The 15235-nt window shown below is 74.0% G+C and carries 13 protein-coding genes; 6 read left to right on the forward strand and 7 right to left on the reverse strand.

Translation table 11 applies throughout. The features are described from left to right. Positions 1–79: 79 nt before the first annotated feature. The gene (locus ACSU53_RS03555; protein WP_437024693.1) at positions 80–1258 is read left to right on the forward strand and encodes a saccharopine dehydrogenase family protein; all 1179 of its coding nucleotides are present in this window, start codon (positions 80–82) and stop codon (positions 1256–1258) included. A gap of 269 nt (positions 1259–1527) precedes the next feature. Here the strand turns inward: ACSU53_RS03555 and ACSU53_RS03560 are convergent, their stop codons facing one another. Both ACSU53_RS03560 and ACSU53_RS03565 read right to left on the reverse strand, forming a co-directional pair. Continuing rightward, positions 1528–2229: an endonuclease V gene (locus ACSU53_RS03560; protein ID WP_437024694.1), complete on the reverse strand. Its 702-nt coding sequence runs from the start codon at positions 2227–2229 to the stop codon at positions 1528–1530. Positions 2230–2301: 72 nt separating this feature from the next. Further along, entirely contained in the window at positions 2302–2625 is a 324-nt protein-coding gene (locus ACSU53_RS03565; RefSeq protein WP_432055377.1) for a plasmid stabilization protein, read from the reverse strand. A gap of 390 nt (positions 2626–3015) precedes the next feature. Here ACSU53_RS03565 and ACSU53_RS03570 point away from each other — a divergent pair, with 390 nt between their 5' ends. Next, positions 3016–3432, forward strand: a complete 417-nt coding sequence (locus ACSU53_RS03570; protein WP_437024695.1) for an SsgA family sporulation/cell division regulator — start codon at positions 3016–3018, stop codon at positions 3430–3432. Positions 3433–3961: 529 nt separating this feature from the next. On the opposite strand, the gene ACSU53_RS03575 is transcribed toward ACSU53_RS03570, so the two are convergent. Further along, complete coding sequence (locus ACSU53_RS03575) at positions 3962–4657, reverse strand: GOLPH3/VPS74 family protein (RefSeq protein WP_437024696.1); 696 nt, start codon at positions 4655–4657, stop codon at positions 3962–3964. A 420-nt stretch (positions 4658–5077) separates the two neighbouring features. Here ACSU53_RS03575 and ACSU53_RS03580 point away from each other — a divergent pair, with 420 nt between their 5' ends. The 4 genes from ACSU53_RS03580 (at position 5078) to ACSU53_RS03595 (ending at position 11220) form a co-directional block, all read left to right on the forward strand. Beyond that, on the forward strand, positions 5078–6703 hold the full coding sequence (locus tag ACSU53_RS03580; protein ID WP_437024697.1) for an ABC-F family ATP-binding cassette domain-containing protein: 1626 nt from the start codon (positions 5078–5080) through the stop codon (positions 6701–6703). Between the two features lie 10 nt (positions 6704–6713). After that, positions 6714–9020 carry an ATP-binding cassette domain-containing protein gene (locus ACSU53_RS03585; RefSeq protein WP_437024698.1) on the forward strand — a complete coding sequence of 769 codons (2307 nt, stop codon included), beginning with the start codon at positions 6714–6716 and terminating at the stop codon, positions 9018–9020. Positions 9021–9233: 213 nt separating this feature from the next. Then, the gene (gene ddaH, locus ACSU53_RS03590) at positions 9234–10010 is read left to right on the forward strand and encodes a dimethylargininase (RefSeq protein ID WP_437024699.1); all 777 of its coding nucleotides are present in this window, start codon (positions 9234–9236) and stop codon (positions 10008–10010) included. Positions 10011–10245: 235 nt separating this feature from the next. After that, positions 10246–11220, forward strand: coding sequence for an acyl-ACP desaturase (locus tag ACSU53_RS03595; RefSeq protein WP_362095841.1), 975 nt, complete (start codon positions 10246–10248; stop codon positions 11218–11220). A gap of 147 nt (positions 11221–11367) precedes the next feature. On the opposite strand, the gene ACSU53_RS03600 is transcribed toward ACSU53_RS03595, so the two are convergent. From ACSU53_RS03600 to ACSU53_RS03615, 4 genes are all read right to left on the reverse strand, one after another. Beyond that, entirely contained in the window at positions 11368–11613 is a 246-nt protein-coding gene (locus ACSU53_RS03600) for a WhiB family transcriptional regulator (RefSeq protein WP_362095844.1), read from the reverse strand. Between the two features lie 343 nt (positions 11614–11956). Continuing rightward, positions 11957–12754 carry a VOC family protein gene (locus tag ACSU53_RS03605; protein WP_437024700.1) on the reverse strand — a complete coding sequence of 266 codons (798 nt, stop codon included), beginning with the start codon at positions 12752–12754 and terminating at the stop codon, positions 11957–11959. 107 nt (positions 12755–12861) lie between these two features. Next, a complete protein-coding gene (locus ACSU53_RS03610; RefSeq protein WP_437024701.1) occupies positions 12862–13938 on the reverse strand; it encodes a LacI family DNA-binding transcriptional regulator in 1077 nt (358 codons plus the stop codon). Positions 13939–14046: 108 nt separating this feature from the next. Then, positions 14047–15153 carry a multicopper oxidase domain-containing protein gene (locus ACSU53_RS03615; protein WP_437024702.1) on the reverse strand — a complete coding sequence of 369 codons (1107 nt, stop codon included), beginning with the start codon at positions 15151–15153 and terminating at the stop codon, positions 14047–14049. Positions 15154–15235 lie beyond the last annotated feature (82 nt).

Genomic DNA, 15235 nt, shown 5'->3' on the forward strand with positions numbered 1-15235 from the left:
CCCTCGACACGCTAGCCTCGGCCACCGACAGCGGCGCGGCTGCACGGGCAAGGGGTGTGCTGCACGACCAAGGGGTGTCATGAGCAGGATGAACAGGACCGACCGTCCGTACGACGTCGTCCTCTTCGGGGCCACCGGCTTCGTCGGGAGACTGACCGCGGAGTACCTCGCCGCCCACGCCCCCGACGGGCTGCGCTGGGCCGTCGCCGGCCGCAGCGGGGAGAAGCTGGAACGCCTGCGGGACGGCCTGCCCGGCACCGCCCGTCCCGGACTGCTGCGGGCGGACGTGTCCGACCCGGCGTCGCTGCGCGCGCTCGCCGAGCAGGCGCACGTGGTGGCCACCACGGTCGGCCCCTACGTCCAGTACGGCGAGGAGCTGGTCGCCGCCTGCGCGGACCTGGGCACCGACTACGTCGACCTGACCGGTGAGCCCGAGTTCGTGGACCTGATGTACGTGCGGTACGACACGCGGGCCCGGGAGACCGGGGCGCGGCTGGTGCACGCCTGCGGTTTCGACTCCGTGCCGCACGATTTGGGGGCGTACTTCACCGTGCGCCGGCTGCCGCGGGGGGTGCCGCTGACCGTGGACGGCTTCGTGACCGCCGACGCGGCCTTCTCCGGCGGCACCTTCGCCTCCGCCCTGCACCAGATGTCCCGGCACCGGCAGCTGCGGGCGGCGGCCCGGGACCGGCGGCGCCACGAGCCCCGGCTGGTCGGCCGCCGGGTGTCCGCCCCCACCGGCGGACCGCGCTACGCCCCGGAGGTGGACGCGTGGGCGCTGCCGCTGCCCACCATCGACGCGCAGGTCGTCCGCCGCTCGGCCAAGGCCCTCGACGCCTACGGCCCCGACTTCCGCTACCGGCACTACGCGGCGGTGCGGCACCTGCCCGTCGCGCTGGGCGGGGTGGCGGCGGTGGGCGCGCTGGCCGCGGCGGCCCAGGTGGCGCCGGCGCGGCGGCTGCTGTCCGCCCGGCTCGCACCGGGCGACGGGCCGAGCGAGCGGAAGCGGGCCCGCAGCTGGTTCCGCGTCCGGTTCGTCGGCGAGGGCGGCGGACGGCGGGTCTGCACCGAGGTGTCGGGCGGCGATCCGGGCTACGACGAGACGGCGAAGATGCTCGCCGAGGGCGCGCTCAGCCTGGCCCTGGACGACCTGCCGACCACGTCGGGGCAGGTCACGACGGCCGTGGCGATGGGCGACGCGCTGATCGACCGGCTGACCGCGGCGGGCATCCGCTTCCGCGTCGCCGACTCGCGCTGACGGCGGACGGGGCGGCGCCGGGACGCTCCCGGCGGGACTGCCCCGAACCGCGCCGGGGTCCGGGGCAGCCGCACCGGGGAGCACGGGCCCGGGCCGCACGGTTCCCGGACGGCCGGCCACGGGCCCGGCCCGCCACCCCCGGGAGGCACCCGTACGGGCCGCTGTCTGCCGGGTGACCCGTTGCTCGGCTCCCGTGGACCAAGGCGGACAGGGCCACCGGGCTGCCCGGTCCGTGGAGTCGCGCGCTCCCCGGCCGCCTCGTGGGCCGGCTACGCACCCGAAGCGGCCCGGGCCTCCGCCAGCGCCCGGCGGCACAGGGCGTCCGCCCGCCGGGTCGTCTCCGGGAGACGGTAGGCGGGGGTCAGCGCGAGGGTGTGGGCGCAGGCGTTGTCGAGGTCCACGCGGTGGCCGACCGAGACGTAGACCGGCTTGACGGCGTCCCGGGTGCGCAGGGCGCGGCCCACCTCCTCGGCGCCGTCGAGCAGCGGGCTGCTGCTGCCGCGCGGGGCGGCCGGATCGGCGTGGGTGAAGGTGAACGGGTTCTTCGCGACGCCGATGGCCGGGAGCCCGGTGAGCACACCGAGGTGGGCGGCCAGACCGAAGCGGCGGGGGTGGGCGAGGCCGTAGCCGTCGCACACCACCAGGCCGGGCGGGCAGGGCAGGGCGCCCAGCGCGGCGAGGACCGCGGGCAGTTCACGGAAGGCCAGCAGGCCCGGTACGTAGGGGAAGGCGATCCGGCCGACGGCCGTGGCCTCGGCGACGACGTCGAGCGTCGCGGCGTCCAGCACGACGGCCGCCGCCGCGACCACGTCCCGGGCGTCGTCGTAGGCCACGTCGACCCCGGTGACCCGGCCGGTGCCGGGCGACGGGCCCGGCTCGTCGCGCACCACCCGCGCGCGCAGCGCGTCCTGGACCGCACGCGCCTCGTCCTCGGTCGTGGGCCAGCCGGTCGGAAGGTGAACGGTGGTCATGATGGCGCAAGCCTAGACCGCCCCCGCACGCGGCGGGGGTGCCCGGAAGGCTCCGGGCAGCCCCGCCGCGGCTCACTTGTCGAGGGCGCGCTGCAACTGGCTCTTGTTCATGCTCGAACGGCCTTCCACGTTGCGCCGCTTGGCTTCCTCGTACAGCTGGTCGTAGGTGGGGCCCTGGGACCCCTTCCCGGACCGCTGACCGCCCCGCTTGCCGGACGACATGTCCTGGGTCGAGGTGCGGCTCGCGGTCTTCGACTCGCCGGAGCGGGCGCGTTCCTTGTTCACCGTCCGCGCGGCGATCTCCTTGGCGCGGCCGGTGCTCTCGCCCCGGTCCTTCGCGCTCTCCTTGATGTGCTCGTACTGACGCTCCCGCTTGGGGCTGGAACCGCGTGGCATGTCCGCTCCCTCTCCTTCGGGGCTCGTGGGTCCTTGCCGAGCCCTGTCGAGTCCTTGCGCGTCCGTGCGCCTTTGGCGCGTCGGCGCCACGGGTACCCCGCTCCGCCCGGATCACGGCCGACCGGTTCCGCGACGGCGGCACGACCGGCACCGTCACCCGCGCGCAGGGGCGGGCCCGGGGTGGCGGACGGCCCCGGCGGCACGGCCGACGGGCGGCCGGCGAGGACGTGCGCGCCCGCCGGGCGAGAGCCCTGTCACTCGGGTGCATGAAGGCGGTGACAGAGGTCACTCGCTTCGGGTGTGCACGGATTGGCTGATTCCGTCGTCTCTTCCAGTAGCCGGCCCGATCCGCCCCGGAAGCCCGCCCAGCCGTCACGAGGGAGCAAGGCGTTGTCCACCGTCATCGAGCAACCCGTCGAGGCCCGACTCGTCGCCGCCGCACCGCGGATGCCGAACATCCCCGCCATGCTGCACTACGACCGCAGCGACCCGTTCGCCGTCCGGATGACCTTCCCGGCACCCGCCACGCTGGAAGGCGTCGACGTGTCCTGGACGTTCTCCCGGGAGCTCCTCACCGCCGGACTCCAGGGCCCGGAGGGTCACGGGGACGTCCGGATACGGCCCTACGGCTACGACCGCACGGTGCTGGAGTTCCACGCTCCGGAGGGCACCGCCGTGGTCCACGTGCGCTCGGGTGACGTGCGGCGGTTCCTTGAGGCCACCAGCGAACTGGTGCCGGCCGGCCGGGAGCACCTCCAGCTCGACCTGGACCACGGCCTCGCGGAACTGATGCGCGACGCCTGCTGAGGCGCGGTTCGCGGGTGCCGGGTCCGGGTCCGTATCCGTATCCGGGTACGGATCCTGTGTCGGTTCCCCGTTCCCGGATCCTCTTTCGGAGGGTTCGGGATTCGGTGTCCGGGTCCGGTGTCCGGGTCCCGTGTCCGGGTCCGGTTCCACAACCCAAGGTGAGAAGCCGCCTCTGTGCGCAGTCCCTCCGGGCGGGGGTGCGCGCGGCGACGCGCCCGGTCGCGGTCATGCCGCTGGGGGCGGCCACGCGGACGGATGACGGTACGGCAGCTCGGGGCGGACGGGCGGACGGGCCGGTGACGGCGGCGTGTCCGGCCTGACCGTCGGGGTGGACCGGGCAGACCGGCAACCGGGCAGGCAGGGCCGGAGCGCGCGCGGTCAGCCCGGGCGGGGAATGGGAACCGGAGCCCCGTCCATACCGGCGGCGAGCCCTCACGCGGCCCCGGCGGAAGGCTGGCTCCCCGAGGCCCCGGACACGGCCCCGCCCGCTCCACCGCCCGCCCGGCGTCGGCCTCCCGGTGCGCGGGCGTCAGCCTCCGGTGGTGACGGAGGGGGTGGGTGCGGCGGACGCGGCCGTCCGCAGTCCGCGCACGATCTCCCCGAGGACGGGCCCCGCCCCTGCGCCCTGCCGACCGGCCCCCGGACCGGTCAGTCCGGCCAGCAGCTCCTCCGTCCGCCGCTCCCGGCCGGCCCGGTCGGCGGCGGGCCGCAGGGTGCGCAGTCCGGCCGCGGTGCCCAGGACCGCGGCAAGCGCGTCCGCGCCGGAGGTGTCCTCCACCGGCTCCCGCCCGTCGAGGACGGCCCGGGCCTGTTCCTGCAGGACAGCGGCACGGGCGACGCCGTCGAGGGCGTACTCGACCGACGGGAACACCCCGAGCACCCGTCGCCGGCGGGCCCGCAGCAGGCCCTCGGCCACCAGTTGCTCGCGCACCGCGTCGAAGGTGTGGCGGGCCCGGAGCGTCACCCAGGCCCGCCACCGGTGCGGGCAGGACTCGCTGACCAGCTCCAGGAGCCCGTCGAGCACGGCGTCGCCCGTACGGGCGTCCAGGCCGACGGGCGTGGCGATGCCGTCGTCGTCGATCAGCAGTCCGCGCCGGGACAGTTCCGCGAGGGCGCCGGCGCGGACCAGGGGCGACAGGCGGGCCGGTTCGGCGACGGTGAGCCGGTCGGTGTCCCAGGCCAGCAGGAACAGCCGGGCCGGCAACGAGAGCGGACCGTTGGGCACGGGGCCTCCTCGGGACGAAGGGATGCACGGAATTCCGGGACGACGGGGACGGGACGACAGGGCGACAGGGCGACGGGACGACAGGGCGGCGGGACGACGGGACGACAGGGCGGCGGAACGGCGGGACGGCGGGACGGCGGAAAATGCGTTGACCGCCGCCGCGGCCGCTCCTACCGTGTGAAGCGGATCTGTTGCCGTCGAGGGGAGAGGGACGTTGCTCGTCTGAGGTTCTGGGACACCGCGTCACACCCCGTGCGGGTGTGCGTTGCGTGCGACCTCGGCGTTCGAGCCGTCCCCGCGGAACAGGGTCTTCTTCTTCAGCCCGTCCTTCCTCCCGGGTGTCCGGTGGTCCGGTCGTCGCCCCGCGGTGTCTCGATACGCGTGTGCCCCCGACCGGATCGAGCAACCGCGGAGACCCGTATGTCTTCTTCCCTCACTGTCACCTCCCTGTCCTACTCCTGGCCCGACGGCACCCCGGTCTTCGACGGTCTCGACGCCGCCTTCGGTCCCGGCCGCACCGGGCTCGTCGGCGTCAACGGCTCCGGCAAGTCCACCCTGTTGAAGCTGCTGGCCGGGGAACTGACTCCCGCCGGCGGCACCGTCCGGACCACCGGCGAGGTGGGCCATCTGCCGCAGAACGTCACCCTCGACACGGCGCTCCGGGTCGACGAGGCCCTCGGTGTCGCCGCGCGCCGGGCCGCACTGCACGCGATCGAGGCCGGTGACACGGCCGAGGAGCACTTCGAGACCGTCGGCGACGACTGGGACGTGGAGGAGCGTGCCCTGGCGACGCTCGGCGAGCTGGGCCTGGGGCACCTCGGGCTGGACCGGACCGTCGGCGAGGTCTCCGGCGGCGAGTCGGTGCTGCTGCGGCTGGCCGCGCTGCTGCTGCGCCGGCCGGACGTGCTGCTGCTGGACGAGCCCACCAACAACCTCGACCTGTACGCCCGCCGACGGCTGTACGGGGCGGTGCGCGGCTGGTCCGGGGTCATGATCGTGGTCAGCCACGACCGTGAACTGCTCGAACTGGTCGACCAAATCGCCGACCTGCGGTCCGGCCGGATCGTCTGGTACGGCGGGAACCACTCCGCCTACCAGGAGGCCCTGGCCGTGGAGCAGGAGGCCGCCGAACGCATGGTGCGGGTCGCCGCGTCGGACGTGCGCAGGCAGAAGCGCGAACTGGCCGACGCCCAGGTCAAACTGGCCCGCCGCAAACGGTACGGGCAGAAGATGTGGGACACCAAGCGCGAGCCGAAGATCGTGATGGGGGCGCGCAAGCGGGCAGCTCAGGAGTCGGCGGGCAAGCACCGGATCCTGCACGAGGAGCGGCTGGCCGAGGCGAAGGAGCGCCTCGACGAAGCGGCGGAGGCCGTGCGGGACGACGACGAGATCCGGGTGGACCTGCCGTACACGGCGGTCCCGCCGGGACGCACCGTCCTGACCCTGCGGGACCTGGAGCTCGCGTACGGCTCCCGGGTGAAGGGGGAGGTGCAGCTGCGCGGGCCGGAGCGGGTCGCGCTGATCGGGCGCAACGGGGCGGGCAAGACGACCCTGCTGCGCACGGTGGCCGGGGAGCTGGACCCGGTGGCGGGCGAGACGACGGCGCACGTCCCGCTGCGGTTCCTGCCGCAGCGGCTGGACGTCCTCGACGAGGAGCTGACGGTCGCGCAGAACGTGGCCCGGTTCGCCCCGGACGCCACCGACAACCGGATCCGGGCGCGGCTCGCCCGCTTCCTGTTCCGGGGCGGCCGGGCGGACCGGCCGGCGTCGACGCTGTCCGGCGGCGAGCGGTTCCGCGCCGCGCTGGCCGCGCTCATGCTCGCGGAGCCCGCGCCGCAGCTGCTGATGCTGGACGAGCCCACCAACAACCTGGACATGGCGAGCGTCCGGCAGCTCACCACCGCGCTGGAGTCGTACGAGGGGGCGCTGGTGGTGGCCAGTCACGACCTGCCGTTCCTGACGTCGGTCGGGATCACCCGGTGGATGCTGATGGAGGAGGGAGAACTGCGGGAAATCACGCCAGAGGCTGTCGGGTATTCCGCCTAGCGTCGGCGGCATGAGTCCGCACAGCGCACCCGAACGTTCCGCCGCGCCCTGCCACTGCGGGGGTTTCCTCACCCTCGTCGGTGCGTGCGAGAACAATCTGAAGGACGTCTCCCTCCGCATCCCGAAGGGCCGGCTGACCGTGTTCACCGGCGTTTCGGGATCGGGGAAGTCGTCCGTCGTCTTCGACATCCTCGCGGTCGAGTCGCAGCGGCAGCTGAACGAGACGTACACCTCGTTCGTCCGCAACCGGCTGCCGAAGTTCGAGCGGCCCCGGGCGGACGCGCTGGAGGACCTGACGCCGGCGGTCGTCGTCGACCAGCGGCCGGTCGGCGGCCACTCCCGGTCGACGGTGGGCACCATGACGGACGTGTACGCCGTGCTCCGGGTGCTGTTCTCCCGGCACGGCACCCCGAGCGCCGGACCGGCGACGGCGTACTCGTTCAACGACCCGTCGGGGATGTGCCCCCGCTGCGACGGGCTGGGCCGGACGGTGGGACCCGACTGGGACCGCATCCTCGACCGGGACCTCTCCCTGGCGGACGGCGCGGTCCGCTTCCCGCCGTTCGCGCCGGGGACCTGGCAGGGGCAGGCGTACACCAACAGCGACGACCTGGACCCGCACAAACCGGTGTGCGACTTCACCGCGGCCGAGCGGGACTTCCTGATGCGCGGCCGGCCCGGCAGCAAGGTCACCGTGCACGGCACGGGCGGCACGTGGACCACCGAGTACGAGGGGCTCGCCGACCGGTTCGAGCGGCTGTACCTCAAGCGGGACCTGGCGGCGATGAGCCCGCGGACCCGCGACACGGTGCGGCGGTTCCTGTCCGAGGGCCCCTGCCCGGACTGCGGGGGCGCCCGGCTGAACGCCGCGGCGCTGGCGACCCGGGTGCGCGGGCTGTCGATCGCCGACTGCGCGCGGATGCAGGTCACCGACCTGATCACGGTGCTGCGCGGAATCGACGACCCGGTCGCCGCACCGGTCGCACGGGCGGCCGTCACGGCGCTGGAGCGCATCGAGGCGATCGGTCTCGGCTACCTCAGCCTGGACCGGGAGATGGCCACGCTGTCCGGCGGCGAGGGGCAGCGGCTGAAGACGGTGCGGCATCTGGGGTCGAGCCTGTCCGGGCTGACGTACATCTTCGACGAGCCCACCGTCGGGCTGCATCCGCGCGACGTGCACCGGCTGGGCGACCTGCTGCTGCGGCTGCGCGACAAGGGCAACACGGTCCTGGTCGTCGAGCACGACCCGGACGTGATCGCGTTGGCCGACCACGTCGTCGACATGGGGCCGGGCGCGGGCGCCGGCGGCGGCCGGGTGGTCTTCGAGGGGAGCCCCCGGGCCCTGGCCGCCTCGGACACCGTGACCGGGCGGTACCTGGGGCGGCGGCCCGCGGTCAAGGACGTGGTGCGGGAGCCGTCGGGCGCGCTGTGGGTGAAGGACGCCCGTCGGCACAATCTGCGCTCCCTCAGCGTGCGGTTCCCCGCCGGGGTCCTCACCGCGGTGACCGGGGTCGCTGGGTCCGGCAAGAGCACGCTGGTCGCCGAGTTCACCGCGGCGCACGACGACGCCGTCGTGGTGGACCAGTCCTCGGTCGGCATCTCGGCCCGGTCCACCCCGGCCACCTACCTCGGGATCATGGACACGGTGCGCCGGATCTTCGCCCGGGAGACGGGCCGGGACCCGGGGCTGTTCAGCTTCAACTCCTCCGGGGCGTGCGCCACCTGCGAGGGCCGGGGGACGATCCGGACGGACCTCGCGTTCATGGACCCGGTGACCACGACCTGCCACGACTGCGCGGGCCGGCGCTTCGGCGACGAGGTCCTCGCGCTCACCGTCGCCGGGCGGTCCGTCGCCGACGTGCTGGACATGACGGCCGACGAGGCGCTCGGCTTCTTCGACGACCCGGCCGTCGCCCGGCGCCTGCGCGCCCTGCGGGACGTCGGCCTGACCTACCTCACGCTCGGCCAGCCGCTGTCCACCCTGTCCGGCGGGGAACGCCAGCGGATCAAGCTGGCCACCCGGCTGCACCGCACGGGCGTGGTCTACGTCCTGGACGAGCCGACGACCGGACTGCACATGGCGGACGTGGACGGTCTCGTCGCCCTGCTGGACCGGCTCGTCGACCGGGGCAACTCCGTCGTGGTGGTGGAGCACAACCTGGACGTCGTCGCGCGTGCCGACTGGGTCGTGGACCTCGGTCCGGGCGGCGGCCGGGAGGGCGGCCGGGTGGTCTTCGAGGGCACGCCCGCGCAACTGCTGCGCGCGGACGGCACGTTCACCGGGGAGCACCTGCGGCGGGTGGTGCGGGGGCACTGACCCGCCGGCCGCCGGGCGGGCGGAGTCCGGGCTGCGGGTGGCCCCGGACCGCCCGGACGCCCGGTTACCGGTGGTTCATCTCATCGCCGCCAGGGGTGGTCCTGTCCCGATTCGCCCTGCATGATGGTCCGCCGACGGCCGGGGGCGTCCGCGTGTGCCGCGCGATGCCCCGGCCCGTGGTCCTACAGCCCCGTCCGATTCGGAGTCCCGCCCGTGTCCAGCAAGAAGGCCCTCGTCCGCCGTCCCGGTCCCCGGCTCGCCGAAGGGCTGGTCACGCACATCGAACGCGAGCCGGTCGACCCCGGCCGCGCGCTGGAGCAGTGGGAGGCGTACACGCAGGCGCTGCTCGGCCACGGCTGGGAGACGGTGGAGGTGGATCCGGCCGACGACTGCCCGGACGCCGTGTTCGTCGAGGACACCGTGGTGATGTTCCGGAACGTGGCGCTGATCGCCCGCCCCGGCGCCGAGTCGCGGCGCCCCGAGACCGCCGGCATCGAGGAGGCCGTGGCCGCGCTGGGCTGCTCGGTGAACTGGATCTGGGAGCCGGGCACCCTGGACGGCGGCGACGTGCTGAAGATCGGTGACACCCTCTACGTCGGCCGGGGCGGGCGGACCAATGCGGCCGGGGTGCAGCAGCTGCGGGCGGCCTTCGAGCCCCTCGGCGCGCGGGTGGTGTCCGTGCCGGTGAGCAGCGTGCTGCACCTGAAGTCGGCGGTCACGGCGCTGCCGGACGGCACGGTCGTCGGCCACCTGCCCACCGTGGACGTGCCGTCCCTCTTCCCCCGCTTCCTGCCCGTTCCCGAGCCGTCGGGGGCGCACGTCGTCCTGCTCGGCGGGGACCGGCTGCTGATGGCGGCGAGCGCCCCGAAAACCGCCGAACTGTACGCGGATCTCGGGTACGAGCCCGTCCTGGTGGACATCGGCGAGTTCGAGAAGCTGGAGGGCTGCGTGACCTGCCTGTCGGTCCGGCTGCGGGAGCTGTACGCCTGACGGGCCGCCACCGCCCACGGGTTGGCCCGCCGGGACGCGCGCATGGGCCGCCCGGCCGGGGGGACCCGGGCCGGGCCGCCGTGGAGGTCCGCGGCCGTCCTCTTCCGTCCGGTCGGGGGGCTTTACGGCGCACTTAACCTACGGTTTCGTAACCTACGGATTCGTAGCCTACGATGCCGTAGGTTCCGGCACCGCTCGCCGGATCCCGTCCCACCCCCGTCCCCCTGGAGTCCCCGTGACGCTTACTTCTCCCCACCTCGCCAGTTCGACCGGCTGGACGGACGCACGGCTGCTGTACGCCCTGGAGGAAGTGGTCGAGAAGGAACTCAACCGGCATCTGAAGGTCGCCAAGGACTGGATGCCGCACGAGTACGTCCCCTTCAGCGACGCCCGCAACTTCCCCGGCTTCTTCGAGGACGGCGAGGCCTGGGACAAGGAGCAGTCCAAGGTCACCGAGGTCGGCCGCATCGCCCTGGTGGTGAACCTGCTGACCGAGGACAACCTCCCCAGCTACCACCACGAGATCGCCACCCTGTTCGGCCGCGACGGCGCCTGGGGCACCTGGGTGCACCGCTGGACGGCGGAGGAGGGCCGCCACGGCATCGTGATGCGGGACTACCTGCTCGCCTCGCGGGCGGTGGACCCGGACAAGCTGGAGCAGTTCCGCATGGCGCACATGAGCGAGGGCTTCGAGTCGGACAACCGGCACTCGATGCTGCACTCGGTCGCCTACGTCTCCTTCCAGGAGCTGGCCACCCGCATCTCCCACCGCAACACCGGCCACCAGTCGGGGGACCCGGTCTGCGACCGCATGCTGGCGCGCATCGCGACCGACGAGAACCTGCACATGGTCTTCTACCGCAACCTGCTCGCGGCCGCCTTCGAGATCGCCCCCGACCTGACCATGATGGCGGTCCGCGACGTGGTCGTGAACTTCCGCATGCCCGGCCACGGCATCCCCGGCTTCGAGCGGGCCGCCGCGCAGATGGCGATCGGCGAGGTCTACAACCTCCGCATCCACCACGACGACGTCCTGCAGCCGGTGCTGCGCTTCCTGAAGGTCATGGAGATCGACGGTCTGGGCCCGGAGGGCCTCAAGGCGCAGGAGGAGCTCGGGCTGTTCATGAACGGCCTGGACGCCGAAGCCGCGAAGTTCGACGAGAAGCTGGCCGCCCGCAAGGCCCGCATGGCGGCCCGCGCCGCCGGCTGACCGCCGCACCACCGTCCTCCACGAGGTCCGGCGTGCGCCGCCCCCCAGGCGCACGCCGGACCTCCCGGCTTGCGCACGGACCCACCGGCAGAGCACCGCGCGGCCTGCCGGAAGGGGCTGCGGCCTGGCGGCTGTCGCTGCGGCGGCCTAGCGGGAGGTGCGGCGCAGCGACAGCCGCTCCTTCTCCGACAACCCGCCCCACACCCCGAAGCGCATGTCGTGCGTCAGGGCGTACTCCAGGCAGGCGGCACGGATGGGACACATCCCGCAGATCCGCTTGGCGTCGCGGACCGAGCTGCCGGGCTCGGGGAAGAAGAAGTCTCCCCCGGTCTGGGCGCACAGCGCCTCCTCCTGCCAGGTGAGGTCGGGCGCCGGGAACGTTTCGGTGTGCATGGCCAGAAGAGTTCCCCACGGCGCGAAACGTTCGCTCAACGCCGGATCAACGCCCCGGGAGACCGGGCCGGACGGGTCCGCTCGGCCGGCACCCCCCCGGCCAGGTGACGGCTGTACCGCACGTCGGCGGCCGCGGCACCGGCAGCGAGGCGGACACGACCACTGATCGAGGCCGGCCGTGTCCCTCCCACGTCGACGTAACGGTGATCCACCATGTTCCGGGGCTCCCCGTGAGGGCTCACCGCAGGCTGCCGTTCACCGGGAGCCGAACCGCCACCGGCGTCGCCGTCCAAGGACCGTCGTCCAGCAGTCGCCCCCCTCGTGCCGCGGATCCCCCGCCGGGTCACCGCTCCCCCGGGTCCCCCCGGAGCACGGCGAACACCGCGCCGTACGGGTCCTCCAGGCGGGCCAGGCGGCCCACGCCGGGGATCGAGGTGGCCGGCATCCGTACGCTGCCGCCCAGGGCGGCGGCCTCGGCGACCACCGCGTCCGGGTCGTCGACGCCGAAGTAGGGGAGCCAGTGCGGCCGGGCACCGGACCGCGCGTCCTCGGGGTCGTCGGCCAGCGGGACCAGGCCGCCGAACGTGCCGTCCTCGCCCGTGCCCGCCGGATTGACGGACGTGTAGACCCCGCCCGGGAAGGTCACTCCGGTCGTCTCCCAGCCGAGGACCCGGTGGAAGAAGGCGGCGGCGCGGGCGACGTCCGGGGTGTGCAGTTCGGCCCAGCAGAGCGAGCCCACGTCCCCGGCCCGGTCCAGGCCGATGCGCCGCTCGGGCTGCCAGACGCCGAAGGGCGCCCCGGCGGTGTCGATGAGGGTCGCGGACCGCCCCTGGCTCATCACCTGCTCGGGCGGGGAGGTGACACCGCCGCCCGCCGCCCGGGCCGCCTCGGCCGTGGCGTCCGCGTCGGAGGTCTGGAAGTAGACGGTCCACGCGGACGGTCCCTGGCCGGGCGTGACGCGGGTGGCGGCCGCGACGATCCCGCCGTCCCGTTTGAAGAAGCCGTAACCACCGCCCTCGGGTCCCGCGGACCGGTACGTCCAGCCGAACAACCGCCCGTAGAAGGACGTGGCGCCGTCGGTGTCGGGGGTGGCGACCTCGATCCAGTCGGGGGCGCCGTCGACGAAGCGGGTGGTGAGCATGCGGTCTCCTCCGGGCGGTCTCGTCACCGACTCCGCCGAGTCTTCCACCCCCCACTGACAACGGCCGGGGGGACGCGGCCGGAGGCCGGTCGGAGGCGGCCCGGGGGTCAGGCCGATGCCCGCCGGACCAGGGTGGTCGGGAGGACCACCCCGGAGGAGGAATGCCCGGAGGAGGAATGCCCGGCTTCGGCTCCGGCTCCCTGTTCCGGGTCCGGGGTTCCGCGGTCCAGGTCGCGCAGGAGCAGGCGGGCCATGAGCCGGCCCATCTCCTCGATGTCCTGGCGGACCGTGGTGAGCGGCGGGTCGGTCTGTTCGGCGACGGGGAGCATGTCGTCGAAGCCGACCACGGCGACGTCGTCCGGCACCCGGCGCCCGTGCTCGCGCAGGGCCCGCAGGGCGCCGGCGGCGGTGAGGTCGTTGGCGGCGAACACCGCGTCCAGGCGCGGGCGGCGGTCCAGCAGTTCGCGCATCGCGCGTTCGCCGCCGCCGGCCGTGAAGTCGCCCTCCGCGACGAGGAGGGGGTCGGCGCCGGTCATGACGTCCCGGTAGCCGGCCAGCCGGTCCGCCGCCGAGGTCTGGTCCAGGGGGCCGGTGATGTGCGCGACGTGCTCGCGGCCGAGGCCGAGCAGGTGGCGCACGGCGTCCCGGGCCCCGCCGCGGTTGTCGCTGTCCACGTACCGCACGTCGTCGGCGCCGCGCCCGCCGGTCCAGCCGGGACGGCCGCCGAACACGGTGGGGACGCCCGCGCGCTGGATCAGTTCCGGCAGCGGGTCGGCCAGGTGGAGGGAGAAGACCAGCGCGCCGTCGACGTGTCCGCCCGCGAGGTAGCGGCCGACCCGGGCGTGGTCGTGGCGGCCCTCGGTGAGCAGCAGGACCAACTGGTTGTCGTGGGCGGTCAGCTCCTTGCTGATGCCGCGCAACTGCCGGGCGAAGAACGGGTCGGAGAAGACGCGGGTCTCGGGTTCGGCGACGATCACGGCCACGGCGTCGTGGCGTTTGGTCACCAGGCTCCGGGCCGCCTGGTTGGGCACGTAGCCGAGTTCCTCCACGGCCTGCCGCACCCGTTCGGCCAGCGGTTCCCGGACCCCGTCGCCGCCGTTGACCACCCGGGACACGGTGGCGCGTGAGACCCCGGCCCGGGCGGCCACGGCCTCCAGCGTGGGGCGCGGCACAGTCTCCGTCACGTCTGGGGCTCCTCACCTGCGGCTGCGGGACAGGATAGCCCCGGTGCGCGGGCTGACGAGAGCGCTTCCGTGGGCCGGGACGCCGGCGGCGGGTGCCGGTGCGGCCCGTCAGTGGTGGTGCGGGGCCTCCGCCGCGGACCCGGGCTTCGCCGCGGCCGGGGATCCGGCGGGTGACGGCCCGCCGCCCGCGTCCCGCGCGGACTGCTCCGCTCCGGCCCTGCCGGAACCGGAGCCGTCGGCGCCCTGCTTCGTCCCGCCCGAGCCGTGGTGGTGGGGGTGGTCCGGGTCGTACCCGGGGATGGTGCCGTCCGGCTTCTTCACCAGGAACAGGCCGACCATGCCCATGTCCGAGTGGCTCTGGACGTGGCAGTGGTACATCCAGGCCCCCGCGCCGACGCCCTCGCCGGCGATGATCTGGAAGCCGAAGGAGTCCGCCGGTCCGCAGATCTTGTTGTCGATGACCCGGCTGGGGTCCTCGGGGCCGGTCAGGATGCCGGTGCGGTTGTCGGCCCAGCGGTGCCCGTGCATGTGGAACGTGTGGTAGAACTCGCCGTGCGTGATCATGACGATCTCCACCCGGTCGCCCACGGTGGCCTCGAAGTCCGGGCCGGTGTGCGCGGGCCGGTTGTTGATGGTCATGTCGTTGAAGACGATGGTGTGCGTCCGGTCGGGCAGGACGTCGCCCTTGCGGCGCACGATCACCGCGCCGTAGAGCCCGTTGCGGATGCCGCCCGTGCCGTGCTCGGTGCCCACGACGTGGTCGTGGTAGTGCCAGTAGCCGGCGCTGCCGGAGCGCCAGGTGCCGTCGGAGCGCCGTCCGGGGCGGTGGGTGCGCCAGGTGTAGGTGCGGGTGCCGCCGGGAGGGACGTCGCTCTTGTTCTGCTTGGTGCCGTCGCTGGAGATCTCGTAGTCCAGGCCGTGGACGTGCAGGCTGACGGGGACGTCCATGGTGTTCTCGAACTCGACGTGGAGGGTGTCGCCCTCGTTGAGTTCGATCAGCGGGCCGGGGACGGACGCCTTGCCCTTCTCCAGCCCGTAGCCCATCTGACCGCCGGGCAGGCGCTCGGCGTACATCTTCATGCGCCGGACCTCTCCCCCGGCGGGCGCGGTGCGTACCGGGCCGGCCGCGACGGCGGCCTCGGGGGCCAGCGACAACGATGTCGCGACGGCCGCTCCGCCCAGCAGTACCCGTCGGTTGAAGCCGCGTCTGTCCATGCCGAACTCCCCTGGATGCGGGCGTGCGTTGGGCCCGTGGCTGTCATGAACCTGTGAAACCGTACCGACCGGCCCGCGGTTT

The sequence above is a fragment of the Streptomyces sp. enrichment culture genome (assembly GCF_964273255.1).
Taxonomy (GTDB): domain Bacteria; phylum Actinomycetota; class Actinomycetes; order Streptomycetales; family Streptomycetaceae; genus Streptomyces.

Excerpts from the sequence above, each read along its gene's own strand:
- ACSU53_RS03555 (WP_437024693.1), top strand. The coding sequence starts at position 80 with ATGAGCAGGATGAACAGGACCGACCGTCCGTACGACGTCGTCCTCTTC.
- ACSU53_RS03560 (WP_437024694.1), bottom strand. The coding sequence starts at position 2,229 with ATGACCACCGTTCACCTTCCGACCGGCTGGCCCACGACCGAGGACGAG.
- ACSU53_RS03565 (WP_432055377.1), bottom strand. The coding sequence starts at position 2,625 with ATGCCACGCGGTTCCAGCCCCAAGCGGGAGCGTCAGTACGAGCACATC.
- ACSU53_RS03580 (WP_437024697.1), top strand. The coding sequence starts at position 5,078 with ATGTCTTCTTCCCTCACTGTCACCTCCCTGTCCTACTCCTGGCCCGAC.
- ACSU53_RS03585 (WP_437024698.1), top strand. The coding sequence starts at position 6,714 with ATGAGTCCGCACAGCGCACCCGAACGTTCCGCCGCGCCCTGCCACTGC.
- ACSU53_RS03600 (WP_362095844.1), bottom strand. The coding sequence starts at position 11,613 with ATGCACACCGAAACGTTCCCGGCGCCCGACCTCACCTGGCAGGAGGAG.
- ACSU53_RS03605 (WP_437024700.1), bottom strand. The coding sequence starts at position 12,754 with ATGCTCACCACCCGCTTCGTCGACGGCGCCCCCGACTGGATCGAGGTC.
- ACSU53_RS03615 (WP_437024702.1), bottom strand. The coding sequence starts at position 15,153 with ATGGACAGACGCGGCTTCAACCGACGGGTACTGCTGGGCGGAGCGGCC.